The organism is Pseudomonas putida, from assembly GCF_009883635.2.
Classification (GTDB): domain Bacteria; phylum Pseudomonadota; class Gammaproteobacteria; order Pseudomonadales; family Pseudomonadaceae; genus Aquipseudomonas; species Aquipseudomonas putida_W.
The window spans coordinates 1,146,680-1,161,736 of sequence record NZ_CP026115.2; the positions used below are offsets into that span (position 1 = coordinate 1,146,680).

At 61.4% G+C, this 15,057-nt stretch carries 16 protein-coding genes, 1 tRNA gene and 2 pseudogenes; 9 read left to right on the forward strand and 10 right to left on the reverse strand.

Annotation, left to right across the window (positions count from 1 at the left end; genetic code table 11):
• The first annotated feature begins 188 nt into the window (after nt 1-188).
• From C2H86_RS05135 to C2H86_RS05155, 5 genes are read left to right on the forward strand one after another with little or no spacing between them, the layout of a single operon-like run.
• Nucleotides 189-935 carry a 2OG-Fe dioxygenase family protein gene (locus C2H86_RS05135; RefSeq protein WP_110637149.1) on the forward strand — a complete coding sequence of 249 codons (747 nt, stop codon included), beginning with the start codon at nt 189-191 and terminating at the stop codon, nt 933-935.
• Complete coding sequence (locus C2H86_RS05140; RefSeq protein WP_159411699.1) at nt 919-1,401, forward strand: GNAT family N-acetyltransferase; 483 nt, start codon at nt 919-921, stop codon at nt 1,399-1,401. The genes C2H86_RS05135 and C2H86_RS05140 overlap by 17 nt, the downstream gene beginning before the upstream one ends.
• Nucleotides 1,398-2,099 (forward strand): AzlC family ABC transporter permease, encoded by a 702-nt coding sequence (locus C2H86_RS05145; protein WP_240349686.1) that lies wholly within the window; start codon nt 1,398-1,400, stop codon nt 2,097-2,099. The genes C2H86_RS05140 and C2H86_RS05145 overlap by 4 nt, the downstream gene beginning before the upstream one ends.
• Nucleotides 2,078-2,398 (forward strand): AzlD domain-containing protein, encoded by a 321-nt coding sequence (locus C2H86_RS05150; RefSeq protein WP_159411700.1) that lies wholly within the window; start codon nt 2,078-2,080, stop codon nt 2,396-2,398. Before C2H86_RS05145 ends, C2H86_RS05150 begins: the two co-directional genes overlap by 22 nt.
• A gap of 26 nt (nt 2,399-2,424) precedes the next feature.
• Complete coding sequence (locus C2H86_RS05155) at nt 2,425-2,868, forward strand: hypothetical protein (RefSeq protein ID WP_159411701.1); 444 nt, start codon at nt 2,425-2,427, stop codon at nt 2,866-2,868.
• Between the two features lie 49 nt (nt 2,869-2,917).
• Here C2H86_RS05155 and mqo read toward each other — a convergent pair whose 3' ends face one another.
• Nucleotides 2,918-4,555 (reverse strand): malate dehydrogenase (quinone), encoded by a 1,638-nt coding sequence (mqo, locus tag C2H86_RS05160; RefSeq protein WP_159411702.1) that lies wholly within the window; start codon nt 4,553-4,555, stop codon nt 2,918-2,920.
• Between the two features lie 405 nt (nt 4,556-4,960).
• Here mqo and C2H86_RS05165 point away from each other — a divergent pair, with 405 nt between their 5' ends.
• Entirely contained in the window at nt 4,961-6,013 is a 1,053-nt protein-coding gene (locus C2H86_RS05165) for a proline racemase family protein (protein WP_159411703.1), read from the forward strand.
• 58 nt (nt 6,014-6,071) lie between these two features.
• On the forward strand, nt 6,072-6,941 hold the full coding sequence (locus C2H86_RS05170) for a LysR family transcriptional regulator (protein ID WP_159411704.1): 870 nt from the start codon (nt 6,072-6,074) through the stop codon (nt 6,939-6,941).
• A 77-nt stretch (nt 6,942-7,018) separates the two neighbouring features.
• On the opposite strand, the gene C2H86_RS05175 is transcribed toward C2H86_RS05170, so the two are convergent.
• On the reverse strand, nt 7,019-7,210 hold the full coding sequence (locus C2H86_RS05175; protein ID WP_008097338.1) for a DUF4223 family protein: 192 nt from the start codon (nt 7,208-7,210) through the stop codon (nt 7,019-7,021).
• An 89-nt stretch (nt 7,211-7,299) separates the two neighbouring features.
• Here C2H86_RS05175 and C2H86_RS05180 point away from each other — a divergent pair.
• A pseudogene (locus C2H86_RS05180) lies at nt 7,300-7,406 on the forward strand (lysine transporter LysE); the annotation flags it as partial.
• 260 nt (nt 7,407-7,666) lie between these two features.
• Here the strand turns inward: C2H86_RS05180 and C2H86_RS05185 are convergent.
• From C2H86_RS05185 to C2H86_RS05200, 4 genes are read right to left on the reverse strand one after another with little or no spacing between them, the layout of a single operon-like run.
• On the reverse strand, nt 7,667-8,881 hold the full coding sequence (locus tag C2H86_RS05185) for a hypothetical protein (protein ID WP_159411705.1): 1,215 nt from the start codon (nt 8,879-8,881) through the stop codon (nt 7,667-7,669).
• A 10-nt stretch (nt 8,882-8,891) separates the two neighbouring features.
• On the reverse strand, nt 8,892-10,778 hold the full coding sequence (locus C2H86_RS05190) for a hypothetical protein (RefSeq protein WP_159411706.1): 1,887 nt from the start codon (nt 10,776-10,778) through the stop codon (nt 8,892-8,894).
• Nucleotides 10,779-10,786: 8 nt separating this feature from the next.
• Nucleotides 10,787-11,641 (reverse strand): SH3 domain-containing protein, encoded by an 855-nt coding sequence (locus C2H86_RS05195; protein ID WP_159411707.1) that lies wholly within the window; start codon nt 11,639-11,641, stop codon nt 10,787-10,789.
• Nucleotides 11,634-11,831 carry a hypothetical protein gene (locus tag C2H86_RS05200; protein ID WP_159411708.1) on the reverse strand — a complete coding sequence of 66 codons (198 nt, stop codon included), beginning with the start codon at nt 11,829-11,831 and terminating at the stop codon, nt 11,634-11,636. Before C2H86_RS05200 ends, C2H86_RS05195 begins: the two co-directional genes overlap by 8 nt.
• Before the next feature lie 133 nt (nt 11,832-11,964).
• Here C2H86_RS05200 and C2H86_RS05205 point away from each other — a divergent pair.
• Nucleotides 11,965-12,129: pseudogene (locus C2H86_RS05205) on the forward strand (DUF3077 domain-containing protein); the annotation flags it as partial.
• Between the two features lie 123 nt (nt 12,130-12,252).
• Here C2H86_RS05205 and C2H86_RS05210 read toward each other — a convergent pair.
• The 4 genes from C2H86_RS05210 to bamC form a co-directional block, all read right to left on the reverse strand.
• A tRNA-Ser gene (locus C2H86_RS05210) sits at nt 12,253-12,342 on the reverse strand.
• A gap of 91 nt (nt 12,343-12,433) precedes the next feature.
• Entirely contained in the window at nt 12,434-13,144 is a 711-nt protein-coding gene (gene purC, locus C2H86_RS05215) for a phosphoribosylaminoimidazolesuccinocarboxamide synthase (RefSeq protein ID WP_011535129.1), read from the reverse strand.
• Between the two features lie 29 nt (nt 13,145-13,173).
• A complete protein-coding gene (locus C2H86_RS05220; protein WP_103446262.1) occupies nt 13,174-13,932 on the reverse strand; it encodes an MBL fold metallo-hydrolase in 759 nt (252 codons plus the stop codon).
• A complete protein-coding gene (gene bamC / locus C2H86_RS05225) occupies nt 13,933-15,051 on the reverse strand; it encodes an outer membrane protein assembly factor BamC (protein WP_159411710.1) in 1,119 nt (372 codons plus the stop codon).
• Nucleotides 15,052-15,057 lie beyond the last annotated feature (6 nt).

Sequence of the window (15,057 nt, forward strand, 5' to 3'; positions counted from 1 at the left end):
TTCCGTTGACGCAGGCCGTCAACGAAAGGCATGAGGATATCGCACAACCGCCGGCACTGTCTGCCCGATAACGGTGCACGCCGCCTGGGTAGCAAGCAACGGTTGAGGCACGTCAAAAAAAAGTGAAGTTTCGGCGGGCGATTCAACTGTTAGATTTTTGTCAGCTTTTACATAAAAAGAGATTTACCATGCTGACACTGAATAGAAACATCGATACTGCCCTGCGACAAAACAAGACCGTTAACGTCCTGGGTAGCGATTATGCGTTGAACGGGGGGTTCAACGAGTTTGTCGAGTTTTCCAAAAGTTGGGAAACTATGGGCGTCGACCGTTATTACGGCCAGGCCGAAAAAGGCACCCGCTATCGCCGTTACAGCGACTTCGACTTCAACCCGGTCACCGGCGAACTGTGCCAACTCAATCACCGCGCCTATGAACAATCCGAAGCGCACAACAACTATGTCGGTGGCATGGCACGTCATTTCGATGACATCAGTGCCGATGTGTTCAACTCACCGATTCTGCGCGCGTTGATTCGCCTGGATTTCGACGTGTACAAGGCGGTATTGCCTGAAGAACTGCATACAGTCACCTGGCAGTGCCAAGTGCACCAGATCCGTATCGAAATCAAACCGGGGGCGCAGATCGAAATTACCCCTGAAGGTATTCACTGCGACGGTTACCCGTTCAGCGGCGTGCACTTCTGGGGCCGTCACAACGTCGAGGGTGCTACCAGCAACATCTACGACAAACAGTCGAATGTAATCGACTCCGGTACCTACCTGAACATTCTCGACACCACTTACTTCCTCGACCGCGAACTGCAACACTATGTCACTCCGGCGATCAACCCGAGCCCTTCGGAAATGGGCTATCGGCAGATCATTGCAATTTCCTTCTCTCGACCGGGCAGCGAGCATGACATTATCGACTAGTTACATCGGCCCGGTGCCGAAGTTGTTTCCGAGTGAACATATCAATGGCCTGAGCATCAAGAAAGCCACGCCCTTCCATGCCCGCAAGATCGTCGACTTCTTCCGTCGCTTCGAGGAGACCTCGTTCTGCGACTGGCAGGATGAGGGGCTGCTCAAAGGCTTGCTCGGCTCGGAGCATACCTACTGCTACATGGCCGAAAACCATACCGGCACCATCGTCGGCGCGGTCGCAGGGGGCTTGATGGGCACACGGGGCACCATCAATCACATGGCAGTGGCGCCGGACTATCGGCAGAGCCGGATTGGCACTTCACTGGCCAATTCGATTCTCAGCGATTTCCGCCAGCACGGTATTCGCCGGGTGTTCCTGTTCGTAGAAGATGACAACCCCAACGCACTGAGCTTCTGGCAGAAACAAGGCTTCCTGCAAACCCGTGGTGAAATCACCTGCGAGGTCGACCTGTGACCTCGTCGGTGCTGCTAACCACCTCGCGCAAGGAAAGCCTGGTCGATGCCCTGCCGATCGTCACCGGCTACTTCGTGGTCAGCTTCGTGTTCGGTGTCATGTGCATCAATGCCGGCCTGCCTTTGTGGCTGCCGGCCGCCATGTGCCTGTTCGTCTATGCCGGGGCGGCGCAGTTCGCCGCACTGGCACTGATGACCACCAGCGCGCCGCTGATCACCATTGCGTTGTCGACCTTGCTGATCAATTCGCGGCACATGCTGATGGCGATGTACATGTCCAAACGCAGCGCGCAACTGCCGATCAGCAAGCCGCAGAAGTTGCTGTACGCATTCGGCCTGACCGATGAGTCCTTTGCCTTTCACAGCCAACGCCTGGAGAACGGCAGGCCGACCTCGCCTGGCTATCTGCTGCAGTTCAATACCTATTGCCATGCCAGCTGGATCGCCGGCGCGGTGTTTGGCGCGGTGGCATCGGATGCCTTGAACCGGTTTTCCCAGTTCAAGCTGGATTATGCCCTGACGGCCATGATGATCTTCGTGCTGATATCGCTGTGCAGCACCTTCACCAAAGCCGTCATCGCCCTGGTAGTGATCGTGACCACCTGCCTGTTGAACATGTTTGCGCCCTCGCCCTTGAACGTATTCATCGCAACTGCCGTTGGCTGTGGAGCAGGGTTATGCCTGAAAAGAACTACCTGATCGCAGCGGTGATGCTGATGGCCGCCATCACCTACCTGACCCGCGCGACGCCGTTTCTGCTGAAGATGGAGAAGTCCCCCAAGTGGTTCAATGACGTCATTGAATACCTGCCGGTGGCAATCATCGCCAGCATCACCGTACCCGCCCTGCTGGTGGCCAAGGACGGCTCGCTGCTGGGCCTGAATGCCGACCTGCTGGCAGCGATTCCGGTGGTCATTGTCGCGTACTGGTCGCGCAGCCTGATCTACAGCGTGTGCGCCGGTGTCGCCGGGCACGTGGCGATCACGCTGCTGGCTTGAGGCCCGGATCTGAAAAGGAAACCGCTATGAGCCTTGCCCGCCGGAAAGTCACCCTGACCAACCTGAGTGAGTTTTCCCGCCTGATGCCCCAGGTTCCACGTGACCGGGTGATCGAAGAAATGGCTGACCTGTCACTGGAATGCTCGCTGGCCTATGCCTTGAGCAAGACGTTTCTGCGCGATGGCTGGATTGCCGAGTATCGCCATCTGCATGCGGCTGCACACTTGAGCCCGGGCAACGACCTGCTGCTCTTCGCCACCTCGGGAAGCTTGAAGCTGGAAATGCCCGATGGCTCGGAACTGCACATCATGCACGGCGATCAGGTGGTGCTCAGGGCTGCCACCGAAGCGAAAGTGTTCCCCGTCAGTGACGCAGGTGACGTGAGTTTCCTGGCGCTGGCCGTGGACCTCGACCTGACCGAGGTGCTGCAGGAGCTTGCCATCGACAGCCCCTTGCCGAAACCGCAATAAAAAAAGCCACGGGGATCACCCGTGGCTCTTTCTGACCCACATCGCCTGATTACAGCGCCATGTCGTTCTCTGGCTTGCTTTCAACCGGCTTGCTCGGCGCCACAGTGGTGCCGACGCTGTCGTCGATCACCGGTGGCTTCTCCAGCTGCAGCACTTCAGCGGTGTAGTTCCACTCTTTCTGGGTGGCCGCCGCCGAGTCGTTCAGCTTGGTACCGTAGCTCGGTACGATTTCCTTGATCTTGGCCTGCCACTCAGGGGTAGCGACCTTTTCCTTGAACACGGTTTCCAGCACGTTCAGCATGATCGGCGCGGCGGTCGAAGCACCTGGCGAGGCGCCCAGCAGGCCGGCGATGGTGCGGTCCTGGGAAGCCACCACTTCGGTGCCCAGTTTCAGCACGCCGCCCTTCTCTTCGTCACGCTTGATGATCTGCACGCGCTGACCAGCCTGCCACAGTTTCCAGTCTTCCTTCTTGGCGTTCGGGAAGTAGGTGCGCAGGGCTTCGAAGCGATCGTCATCCGACAGCATCAGCTGGCCGGCGAGGTACTCGACCAGCGGGTACTGGTCGATACCGACCTTGGTCATCGGCCACACGTTGTGGGTGGTGGTGCTGCTCAGCAGGTCCAGGTACGAACCGTTCTTCAGGAACTTGGTCGAGAAGGTGGCGAATGGGCCGAACAGGATCACGCGCTTGCCGTCCAGCACGCGGGTGTCCAGGTGCGGTACCGACATGGGTGGCGCGCCGGTCGAGGCGATGCCGTAGGCCTTGGCCATGTGCTGCATGGCAATGGTCGGGTTTTCGGTTACCAGGAACGAACCGCCCACCGGGAAGCCTGCATATTCCTTGGCTTCAGGAATGCCCGACTTCTGCAGCAGCTTCAGCGCGCCGCCGCCGGCACCGATGAACAGGAACTTGGCGTCGGTGGCCGATTCGGTACCGTCCTTGAGGTTCTTGTACTCGACGTGCCAGGAGCCGTCTTTGTTGCGGGTGATGTCCTGCACTTCGCTGGACAGCTTCAGGTCGAAGCCTTTCTGGGTCTGCAGGTGGCCAACGAACTGGCGGGTGATTTCGCCGAAGTTGACGTCGGTGCCGATGGGCGTCCAGGTGACCGCCAGCTTCTGGTTCGGGTCACGGCCTTCCATCATCAGCGGGACCCACTTGGCGATCTGCGCGTGGTCCTCGGAGTACTGCATCGGGCGGAACAGCGGGCTGGCCTGCAGCGCGTCGTAACGCTTCTTGAGGAACTTGATGTTGTCATCGCCCCACACGAAGCTCATGTGCGGGGTGGTGTTGATGAACGAGTGCGGGTTCTTCAGCACGCCCTGGCGAACCTGCCACGACCAGAACTGGCGGGAGATCTGGAAGGCTTCGTTGATTTCGATGGCCTTGGAGATGTTGACCTTGCCGTCTTTGTCTTCCGGGGTGTAGTTCAGCTCGGCCAGCGCGGAGTGGCCGGTACCGGCGTTGTTCCAGCCGTTGGAGCTTTCTTCGGCGACGCCGTCCAGGCGCTCGACCATTTCCATCGACCAGCTTGGCTCCAGCTCGTGCAACCACACGGCCAGGGTGGAGCTCATGATGCCGCCGCCGACCAGCAGCACATCGACTTTCTTGGTTTCTGCGGCGTGCGCTTGCATGAAGCTCGCAGCGACAGCCAGACCCAGCAAGGTCTTGCCAGCTTTCTTGAACATTGATCAATTCCAGTCAGTAGAACGGAGGGTGGGCCTGTGGCTGACCCAAAATATTCCTTGTTCTTCAGCGCAGGCTTGTTGTTGATAATTGTTCAGCAGCCAGAGAACCAGATAACGCCCCAGGCTTTTGTCGAATTGACCGACAAGGCTGAATCGTTTCGCTGATTGTAACCGAAATGCCAGCACATACAAATTGCACAGCAATAGGCAAGACGACAGGTTGTCTCATGCTGGCCAAACGCTGATGGAAGCCATAGCAGCGCGAAGAGGCCCGTGCAGGCAAACACCAATGCCCATTCAAAAAAGCGATCACCCGATCGGAATTATTCGCCTTACAGCCCCACCCCGCCCCTTTATCCTGCGGCCAAGACCCCGCTCAAACACCACAATAAAGGGCCGCCCCGCATGTCATTCAAACGTACCATCCACGCCGTAGACACCCACGCCGGCACGCCCATGCGCGTGATCACCGGTGGCATCCCGCATATCCCCGGCGACAGCGTGCACGCCAGGATGAAATGGCTGGAAGCCAACGACGATCAGCTGCGCAAGCTGATGCTGCGCGAACCGCGCGGCTACCCGGCCCACTGCTGCAATATCATCGTCCCGCCCAGCCACCCCGAAGCCGACGCCGGCTACATCATCATGGAGCAGATCGAGTACCCGGTGATGTCCGGCGGCAATACCATCTCGGTAGTCACCGTGCTGCTGGAAATGGGTATGTTGCCGATGCGCGAGCCGCTCACCGAGCTGGTACTGGAAGCGCCGGCCGGGCTGATCCGCATCCAGGCGCAATGCCAAGGTGGCAAGGTCAAGGCGGTCACCTTCCAGAACGTGCCGGCGTTCGCTGCGCATATCGACGCCGAAATCGACGTGCCGCACCTGGGCAAGGTACGCGTGGACGTGGGCTGGGGCGGCATGTTCTACGTAATTGCCGACGTGCGCCAGTTCAAGGGCTTGCAACTGATCCCCGAGCACGGCGGCGAGATCGCCCGGGTATCGTCGATGATCCGCCAGGCCGCCATCGAGCAGTTGCCGGTTGTCCACCCTGACTACCCCGGCATTGGCATCACCATTTCCCAGCTGTCCGGCCCCAGCGAAGACCCCAACGCCGACTGGAAGAATGCCGTTACCATGGCCAGCGGCGCGTTTTCCTGGGACGACCCGAGCACCTGGACGGGGGCCCTGGACCGCTGCCCCTGCGGCACCGGCACCTCGGCGAAAATGGCCACGCTGCACGCCAAGAGCGAGCTGCCGCTGCACCGCGACTTCCGCCACCAGGGGCTACTGGGCAATGTCTACACCGGCCGCCTGATCGATGAAACCACCATTGGCGGCAAACCGGCCGTGGTCCCGACCATCACCGGCAAGAGCTGGATCTACGGCCTGAACACCTTCGTCCTCGACCACGACGACCCGTTCCCGGAAGGCTTCACCATCGGCGACATCTGGGCCTGAGTGCAGATAGTATCGGCGAGTCGGGCCAGCCGGCTCGCCCTCTGACGACGGTCACATCATGAACATCGAGCACCTGCGGGCCTTCATCGAAGTGGCCGCCAGCGGCAGCTTCCACAAGGCTGCCGAGCGCCTGCACATCACCCAGTCTTCGGTCAGCGCACGGATCAAGGCCCTCGAAGAGCGCCTCAACCGCCCGCTGTTCAGCCGCAGTCGCCACGGCGTCACCCTGACCTCCGGCGGCAACCTGTTCTACCGCCATGCGGTGTCGGTGATCAGTGCCTGGGAGCGTGCCCAGCAGGACGTGGCATTGCCCACCGACATGCGCAGCACGGTCAGCCTGGGCCTGCCAATGAACCACTGGGGCAGTATCACTGCCGACTGGGTAGAGTGGATGGAGCAGCACCAGCCGCGAGTCGCCACCCAGGTGCAATCGGACTATTCGATCCTGCTGATGAACGAACTGCGCGAAGGGTTGCTGGACCTGGCGATCCTCTATGAGCCGCACCACTGGCCCGACGTGATCCTCGAACCGTTTCTCGAAGAACCGCTGCAACTGGTATCGACCCAGGCCGATACCGTGTTCGCAGGGCACGGCGAAGGTTACGTATACATCAGCTGGGGCCGCTCGTTCAGCGAGCAGCACAACGACGCCTTCCCCGGCACCCGGCGCCATCGGCTTTCGATTACCCAGGAAACCATCGCCCTGGAGTACATCCTCAAGCACGGCGGTTCGGCGTATTTCTCGCAGTTCATGGTCAAAGAGCATTTGGCCGACGGGCGCCTGCACACCGTGGCCGGTGCGCCGGAGCTGAGCGTGCGCACCTACCTTGCGTTTTCCACCTTGCGCGAGCGCTCGCCAGAAACGTTGAAGGCTGTCGAGGGGTTGCAATCGATCCCCTTCTACACCCAGGGCAAAAGCTTCAGCTAACAAAAACCCCCGGCCATTTGCATGACCGGGGGTTTCGGATCAGGCCGCTAGCGGCGAGATCTGGGGATCACCAGGCTTTACTGCGGCTGAGGCAGCTTATCGATCGGGCCGCAGCCGCCGATGACCTTGGAGATGGAAACCGAAGGGTGGAACAGGTAGTCGTACGAGCAGTTTTTCTGCTGGTTGTAGACTTGGCCAGTGCAGCCCGACAGCAGGGCAACGCCGGAAACTACAGCAACGGCGACAGTGGCCTTGAACAGCTTTTTCATACTAAGTCCTTTAAATGCTTCATCTTCGGCCATCTTTCTGATGGCGGCGGGATGATACAGAACCCAAGCATTGGATCCAAGCTGCAATAAGCCTGATCCTCGGTGACCAGGTGCTGTTGTGGCTGGCCGTGGCCGGCGTCGCCACCCTGCTGGCCGCCTACCCGCCGCCTTCCATGTGGTGAAGTGGCTTGGCGCTCCCTTGGGGATTTTCGCGCTTACGCCTTGGCGCATGACTCGATATTCTGTCGTACTAACCAGGCGGTCGCGCGCGTCTGTCACAGGCGTTACTGGCCGGAAACAAACGTAGGAGCGAGCGCAGCTCGCGATGCGCCGCGCGGGCGGCGCTCGATGTCCGCCTCCACACGAATGCCAAGACGGGCAGTCCACTCAGAGCAGCAGCAAAAAAGCCCCTGGAAACAGATCATTTCCAGGGGCTTTGTCATTACGCAGTAAAAGTCAGTCGGTTTCCAGCTCGTACGCCTTGCTCACGAACAACGCCGCGAACAGGCTCTTGCCTTCCTTGAATTTGTAAGCCTCCTCGAACGTGCCATCCTCGACCAGCTTCTGCCCGATGGCACATTCCGAATCGCTGTGGTTCTTGCCCTTGGCCCCGAAGTCACTGCTCCAGGTGGAAAGCCCGACCTCGTCACAGAACGCCGCGAACTTGGCCTTCGGCGCGCCTTCCTGGAAGGCGCTGTAGGCTTCCTTGAGTGGTTTGAAGCCGCTGTAGCTGACACTGTAGTGCTCGACCTTGGCCTTGCGCGCAAAGCCACTCACCGCTTCGGCCAGCACCGCCTGACCCGTGAACGAGCTGTAGGCGCCGACGATCAGGCCGCTCAGGGCATTCTTGAGCTGAAGCTCCACATCATCTAGCTCCGGCAGCGACTGGAAGTCAGTCTTGCGCACGATTTCGCCGACTTTCGAGCCATCATTGCGGTGGGTCACCACGAACTCCATCGACCCCTCGCCATCGCTGGACCGCTGCAGGGTGAAGTCGAGATCGACCGTGGTGCCATAAGCACCGGTGCTGCTGACCAGAAACGCCCCGGTCACCGGCTGGCGTACCGCCAGGTTGGCGCCCCAGGCGAAGTCCGACTGGGTGGCACGGCCGTTTGCGGTCAGCTCGGCACGTGGCTGGATCTCGTCGTTGACATCCGACACCAGCACCAGCTCGGCACCTTTGCGCGACAGGTAGGGGTTGCCCATCTGCATGCCGATCAGCTGGATGTGGATCTTGCCGTCCTTGCTGTCGCCCTCGTGGGCCAGCTTCAGCGCATCGGCCTTCAGGTACACGCCTGCGGTGTAGCGGCTGGCCGTGGCATCGAGCTGGTACTTGGCCCAGCCGGCCAGGCCCTCTTCCGGTGAACCGCCACGGGCCGACTCCAACATCCCCGACAGGCTGCGCATGAACTGCTCGGCGCCATTGGTCTGCGCTGCGGCCATGCGGATCTCCGGGTCGGCCACGGTCAGGTTGCCGGAAAACGCCGAATAGGAGATGTCGCCCTCCGACAGCACATCCTCAAGGAAATAGCGCTCCTTGAAGTCCTCGTAATAGGCCATCGCGGCCTTTTTGCCGGAGCTGGACAGCATCGCGTAGCCACCGCCAAGTACCAGCACCGCTGCCGCAACACCGCCGATCAGCAGCTGCTTCTTGTTCATCTGAATTGTCATGGTGTTTGCCTCACTGGACCTGGGCGGAAGCGTTCTTCCAGTCGTTCACGAACCGTTGGGAGACCTCTGGGGTCCAGCTGAAGTCGATGCCTGCACCCGGAAATTCCTTGGCCAGCACTGCACCGAAGGAGACCTGATCGGCACACTTGTCCTGCTTGCAGGCCTGTGGCACGCCGATGCCGTAGGCACGGTAGGTCGGAATGGCCCGGCCATCTTCCAGCGGATAGTACGGCGTGGCGTTGGCCACCCGGGCGACGTACCAGCCCTCGGCGTATTCTTCATCTGAGACGAGGCGGCCCTTGCTCGGGAAGTCGATGGTGTAGAAGTCGCCCTTGTTGCCGGTGACGTGCACCATCATCGGCACTACGGTGGCCAACGAACCTGGGTTCTGCAGGGCCAGCGGCGAGTCGATGCGCACCTTGATACCAGCCATCTGCGCCAGGGCTTCGGTTTCACGCCCCTTGTATTCGTTCATGCCGGCCTGCAACTGCTCGTAGCGCGCCAGCACACGGGTGTGCACGCGGGCGAGTTCGGCCTGGCGCTCACGCTCTTCGCGCAGCCTCTGCCGTTCACGCTCGACCGTCCAGTTAGTGCCTTCGCGCACATCGAAGAACAAGCCATTGCGGTTGAGGCCGATGCGGTTGCGGACGATCTTCTGCTGGTTGTCGTTCCAGCCATTAGCCGCGATCGCCGACAGGCTCTTCGCGATGAGCAAGGTGGCCACGTCGGTGGTGCTCGGCGAAGTGGCCTTGATCAGCTCGAACACTTCGACCGCCGCCTCGCGGTACTTGGCAGCATCCAGGGCAAACGACTCGTCGGGGGTTACCGCAACGTAGTAAGGGTCGCTGCTGAACGGCCGCAGCGCGCCCCAGTTCGAACGCTGGAAGGTCAGATACACCTTCATCTGCCGGCCGGGGATCTCACCCACCAGGAAGGCTGCCTGGTCCGCTTCCGGCGACACGTAGGCCACCGCCTTGTTCTTTACCGCAGCTTCGAAGTTCTTGTTGAAGACCAGGGTGCTCGGGTGAACGTAGACACGGCTCCAGTTATCGCCACGGTAGGTGCCGGGCACTTTCCACGACAGTTTCTCGAAGCTGCCCTCGGCAAAGCCGGACGCCGGACACGGCATGGCCGGGGTGGCGCCGAATGCCAGGTTGTCACCATCGCTGATGGTCGAAGTGCTGAGCACCCATTTACAGCCGGCGGCGTCGGTGATTTGCATCAGCTTCGGGTTCTGCAGGACCAGTGAACGGCCGAAATCTGCGGTGGGGGCAGCGGCTACGGCCGAAGCCGGTGCCGGATCTGGTGCAGGTGCTGACGCTTCGGCTACCGGAGCTGGAGCCGCCGGTGCTTCTGCCTTGGCTGGCTCAGCAGCAGGGGCTGGGACCGGCGCTGGCGCTGTGGCTACGGATGCAGGCGCAGCCGGTGCTTCTACCTTGGCCGGCTCGGCAGCAGGGGCTGGGGCTGGAACCGGAGCGGGCTCCGGCGCCGGAGCTGGCGCGGATGCTGCCGGGGCCGGGGCTGGCGCTTCGGCCGCGGCAGGCGCTGCGGCAGGCGCCGCCGCGAGTGTCACCAGGCCCAGGTTGGACGCGTTGCCCGAGCCGCTGGCGAACAGCTTGCCGGTGCCGTCAACCGCCTTCCACGAGACCTTGGCCGTCGCGCAGTCCTTGGCGAACACGAACGGCAGCTTGGTCAGCAGGCCCGAGAGCAGCGCCTGATCGTCCCAGGCTGGGCGGGTGATGGTCATTTCGACGTCAGGTTTGCACCAGTTGCTGGCGTCCCCTGGTACTTCGACCTTGATGTTGTCTTTCTTCGAGAAGGCCAGCTCGTGGGCGAACGCCTGCGGTACCAGACCACAAGCGCCGATCACAGCCAGCGTGAGCGCGTGCTTTTTCATGGAGTTCCTCAGATCAGTTCCCAGGTGCCGTTGGCTTGTTTGCAGAACGTGTTCTGCTCCTGCTCGGTTTGCCCGCCTTGCGACTGCAGGCTGACGGTGACCGGACGGCAAGCGGCCTCGGCGGCCACGGTCTGGGTCGGCAGCGACTGGATGGAGTCGAGGTCGAAGCCCTGGGTTTCCTTGCTGGCGGCAACGTCCAGCTCGTCCAGGTTGACGGCTGGGGTCACGCGCTTGGCAACGGCCTGGGCCTTGGGCTCGACGAAGTTCTTGTGCACGTAGCCGACGGTCACGCCCTTGCGACCGACCAGCACCCAATCACCGGTAGAGCCCACAGCGGTGAACTCGGTGTGGTTCTTCAGGCTACCCACCTTCTCGCCATTGGCGTTGGGCGCAGCACGCACGTTGAGGTTGTCGCTGATGGTGACGTAAGGCTCGTTGATCAGCTTCATCGACGGCACCGCCTGGATCTTCGGCGCGCGCTTGACCTCGACCTGTTTGGTCTTGGTGAATTCCTTGCCGGGGGTGATCTGCGCGGTGGCACCGGAGTGGTCGGACTTCCAGGTCACCGGCTGGGCGCTGGCAGTCGGCTGGCTCAGCACTTCCTGAGTGCGCAGCGCCAGCGCCTGCTGGTCCTTCTCGTCGAGGTGATGGCCGATGCGGTTGCCGACGTAGGCGCCGATACCGCCAGCGATCAGGGCGGCGGCGATCTTGCCGTTGCCACTGCCCAGGGTTGAGCCGATGGCCACACCGGCCAGGCCACCGATCACGGTGCCCGCTTGCTCTTTGCTGATCCCGAGCGGTGCACAGGCCGTGGTAGAGGCGATGGCGACCGCCAAGAGGGAAGCGACGAATTTCTTACGCAAGTGGAGCACTCCATTTCCATTGGGTGAACAGGCGCACGCGCGCGACGGCCAACGACAGGCCGGGCGTGGTGATGTTGTGAGGAATCTGCAAGGGGATGGCGGCACTGGTGCGCGGCAACGGCTGGGCGTTGAGCGACAATCTGCCCGGCAAGCAGCGGGCATTGATGAGAACCAGTACGGCGAGAAGCATCCAACCAATCCATGTCAGAACAAGGTGATCGACCAGGACGCGTAGTCATTACACGTGGGGAGCCTGGGCGCTAGTAGCGTTTTGCCGGCGCATTCTAGCGCAATACAACTTCGCTTACAGTTTTACTTCAGACCAAGCTGCCCGCGAGCAAGCGTCAGAACTCATGAGCTACGCCCACGACCTGACCCTGACCGGTTTGCTGGAAGACAACCAGAAGCTTATCTGGGCCTCGCATTACCTGAATGCACTGTCCAAGACACTGCTGGACGATGCTGAGCTAGGGATGATGAAATACTAACACCAGATGTTGAAAATCCCTGGAGCCGCGCTACATTCAGCCCCCCGTATCGGACAAGCGGGTTATAGAAAGCCAGAAACGAAAAAGCCCCGCAGACGTTAATCTGCGGGGCTTCATCTTGTATGGCGGAGAGATAGGGATTTGAACCCTAGGTACTGTTGCCAGTACAACGGATTTCGAATCCGTCCCGTTCGACCACTCCGGCATCTCTCCAATGCCGCGCATCATACCAGCGTTTTCTTGAAAGGCAAATCTTTTTTCAAAAAAAATCGCGTGGTATCAGACGCTTGCGTGAACGCGCGCCTTACAGCGGCACGCCCAGGCGCTTGGCAACTTCTTCGTAGGCTTCGATCACGTCGCCCAGACCCTGGCGGAAGCGGTCCTTGTCCATCTTCTTGCGGGTTTCTTTGTCCCACAGGCGGCAGCCGTCCGGGCTGAACTCGTCACCCAGGACGATCTGGCCGTGGAACACGCCGAACTCCAGCTTGAAGTCGACCAGCAGCAGGCCGGCGTCATCGAACAGCTTGCTCAGCACTTCGTTGACCTTCAGCGACAGCTTTTTCATCTCGACCAGCTGCTCGGCGGTGCCCCAGCCGAAGGCGACAACGTGGGATTCGTTGATGAACGGGTCGCCCTTCTCGTCGTTCTTCAGGAACAGTTCGAAGGTGGACGGCTCCAGCTTGATGCCCTCCTCCACGCCCAGGCGCTTGACCAGGCTGCCGGCGGCGTAGTTGCGCACCACGCACTCGACCGGGATCATGTCCAGCTTCTTCACCAGGCACTCGTTGTCGCCCAGCAGCTTGTCGAACTGGGTCGGCACGCCGGCTTCTTCGAGCTTCTGCATGATGAAGGCGTTGAACTTGTTGTTCACCATGCCTTTGCGGTCGAGCTGTTCGATGCGCTTGCCGTCGAACGCCGAAGTGTCGTTACGGAACAGCAGGATCAAGCGGTCGGCGTCGTCGGTCTTGTAAACCGATTTGGCCTTGCCGCGGTAGAGTTCGTCGCGTTTTTCCATGATTGGGCTCCGCTTGCTGAGGTGTTGGGCTAGGCGATTTCGCGCCAGTCGAGCCCGTGTTCCTGATTCGCCACCTGGAGCCAGTCCGGGTCGCACCCGAGGGTGTCGACGAAGCACTGGCGGGCCAAGTGTGGCAGGTTGTTCTTGCTACTGAGGTGGGCCAGCACCAGGTGCTGCAGGTTGTTCCAGCCCAACTCTTGCACCAGGCGCGCGGCCTGGTGGTTGTTCAAATGTCCTTGCATGCCACCCACCCGCTGCTTGAGGAAAGCCGGGTAGTGGCCGCGTGCGAGCAGGTCGCGGCAGTGGTTGGCTTCGATCAGCAGTGCGTCCAGGCCCTGGTAGCGCTCGAGCAGCAGCGCATCGTACGAACCCAGGTCGGTGAGCATGCCGAAACGCCGCTTGCCGTCGCTGAACACGTACTGCAGCGGCTCGTAGGCGTCGTGTTCGACCCGCGCCGCGCTCACTTCCAGGCCACCGATCTGCAGCCGCTCGCCACAAGCGAGAAAACCGGCCACCTCCACCGGCTTGCGCATGCCGCGCAATGTGCCTTGGCTGAGGTAGACCGGTACATTGTAGCGCCGTGACAGCAACCCCACCCCATGCACGTGGTCGGCATGTTCGTGGGTGACCAGCACGGCGCTCAGTTGTGCCGCCGACACCCCGAGCAGCGCCAGGCGCCGCTCGGTTTCACGCAGGGAAAAGCCGCAATCGACCAGGATGAACGTGTCACCACTGGCGATCAGCGTGCCATTTCCCTGGCTGCCGCTTCCGAGTACCGCGAAGCGCACTTAGCCCAGATGGTCCTGAATGGCGCTCAGCACGCGGCGGGCGACATCGGCCGGGGCCACGGTGTTGATGTTCTTCTCGACGGTAACCTGCACGCTTTCGCCGACCTTGCTCAGGCGCACCTGATAACGCTCGGCACGGGCTTCACGCTCTTCCTTGGTCGGTGCGCTGCCGAACATGCGGCTGAAGAAGCCAGGCTCGTTCTGCTTGTCGTCAGGCTTTTCCGACAGGTTGATGTAGTACAGGCCCAGGCTGCGGTTGATGTCCTCGACGCGCCACTGGCCGCCCTGCTCAAGCGCACGGCCCACGCCGGACCAGGCGCGGTCCAGGTCCGAGCCGAGGAACAGCACCGGGTTGCCGCTGCCGTCTTCGCTCAGGCTGACACGGCTAGGGGCGTCGAAGTCACGCGCAGCCAACAGGGAGACCGAACCGCCCTTCTCGGCGCTGCGGCTCATGCTGGCAAGCATTTCGTCGACCAGCAGCGCGTCGGCACCGGTGTTGGCCGACGTGGACGGGAATGCGGTGTCGGCGGTGCTGCCGGCCGGGCGTTCGACGCTGACGATGTATACCTCGGAGGTGTTGCGCTGCACGCCAGGCTCGATGCGCACACGGACGCGCACTTCGCTGTCGCCACTGCTGGCCGTGCTCGACAGACGCTGGCCGAGCGATGCCGACAGTTCGTCGAAACGCTGCCAGGTGGTGTTGAATTCACCAGTCTGCGGGCGTTCTTCAGCGATGCGGAAGCCATTGTCCTCGAAGAACTGGTGCGCCACCGGCCACACTTCGGCCGGCGAGTGCTGGGCCAGAACCCAGCGGCTGCTGCCGCTGCGCTGCAGGGTGTAGTCGCTGGCTTCGGCGCCAGCGGTCAGCGGTTGCGGACGCGGCACTTCGAACTCGCCAGTGGCACGATCGTCGGCAACGTTGCGCGGGATCGGCAGCAACGGGTCAAGACGCTTGACGTTGCCTGCGTCCGGCGGCAGTTGCATCGGCGCAGTCGGGTGCGCCTGCAGGTAATCGCTGCCGCGGTCGCGGAAATAGCCATCCTCGCCCCACAGCCAGCCACACCCACTGGTGCTGGAAATGATCAGGGCGAGCGCGGAAAGACCAGCCAGTCGCTTCATGCGGTG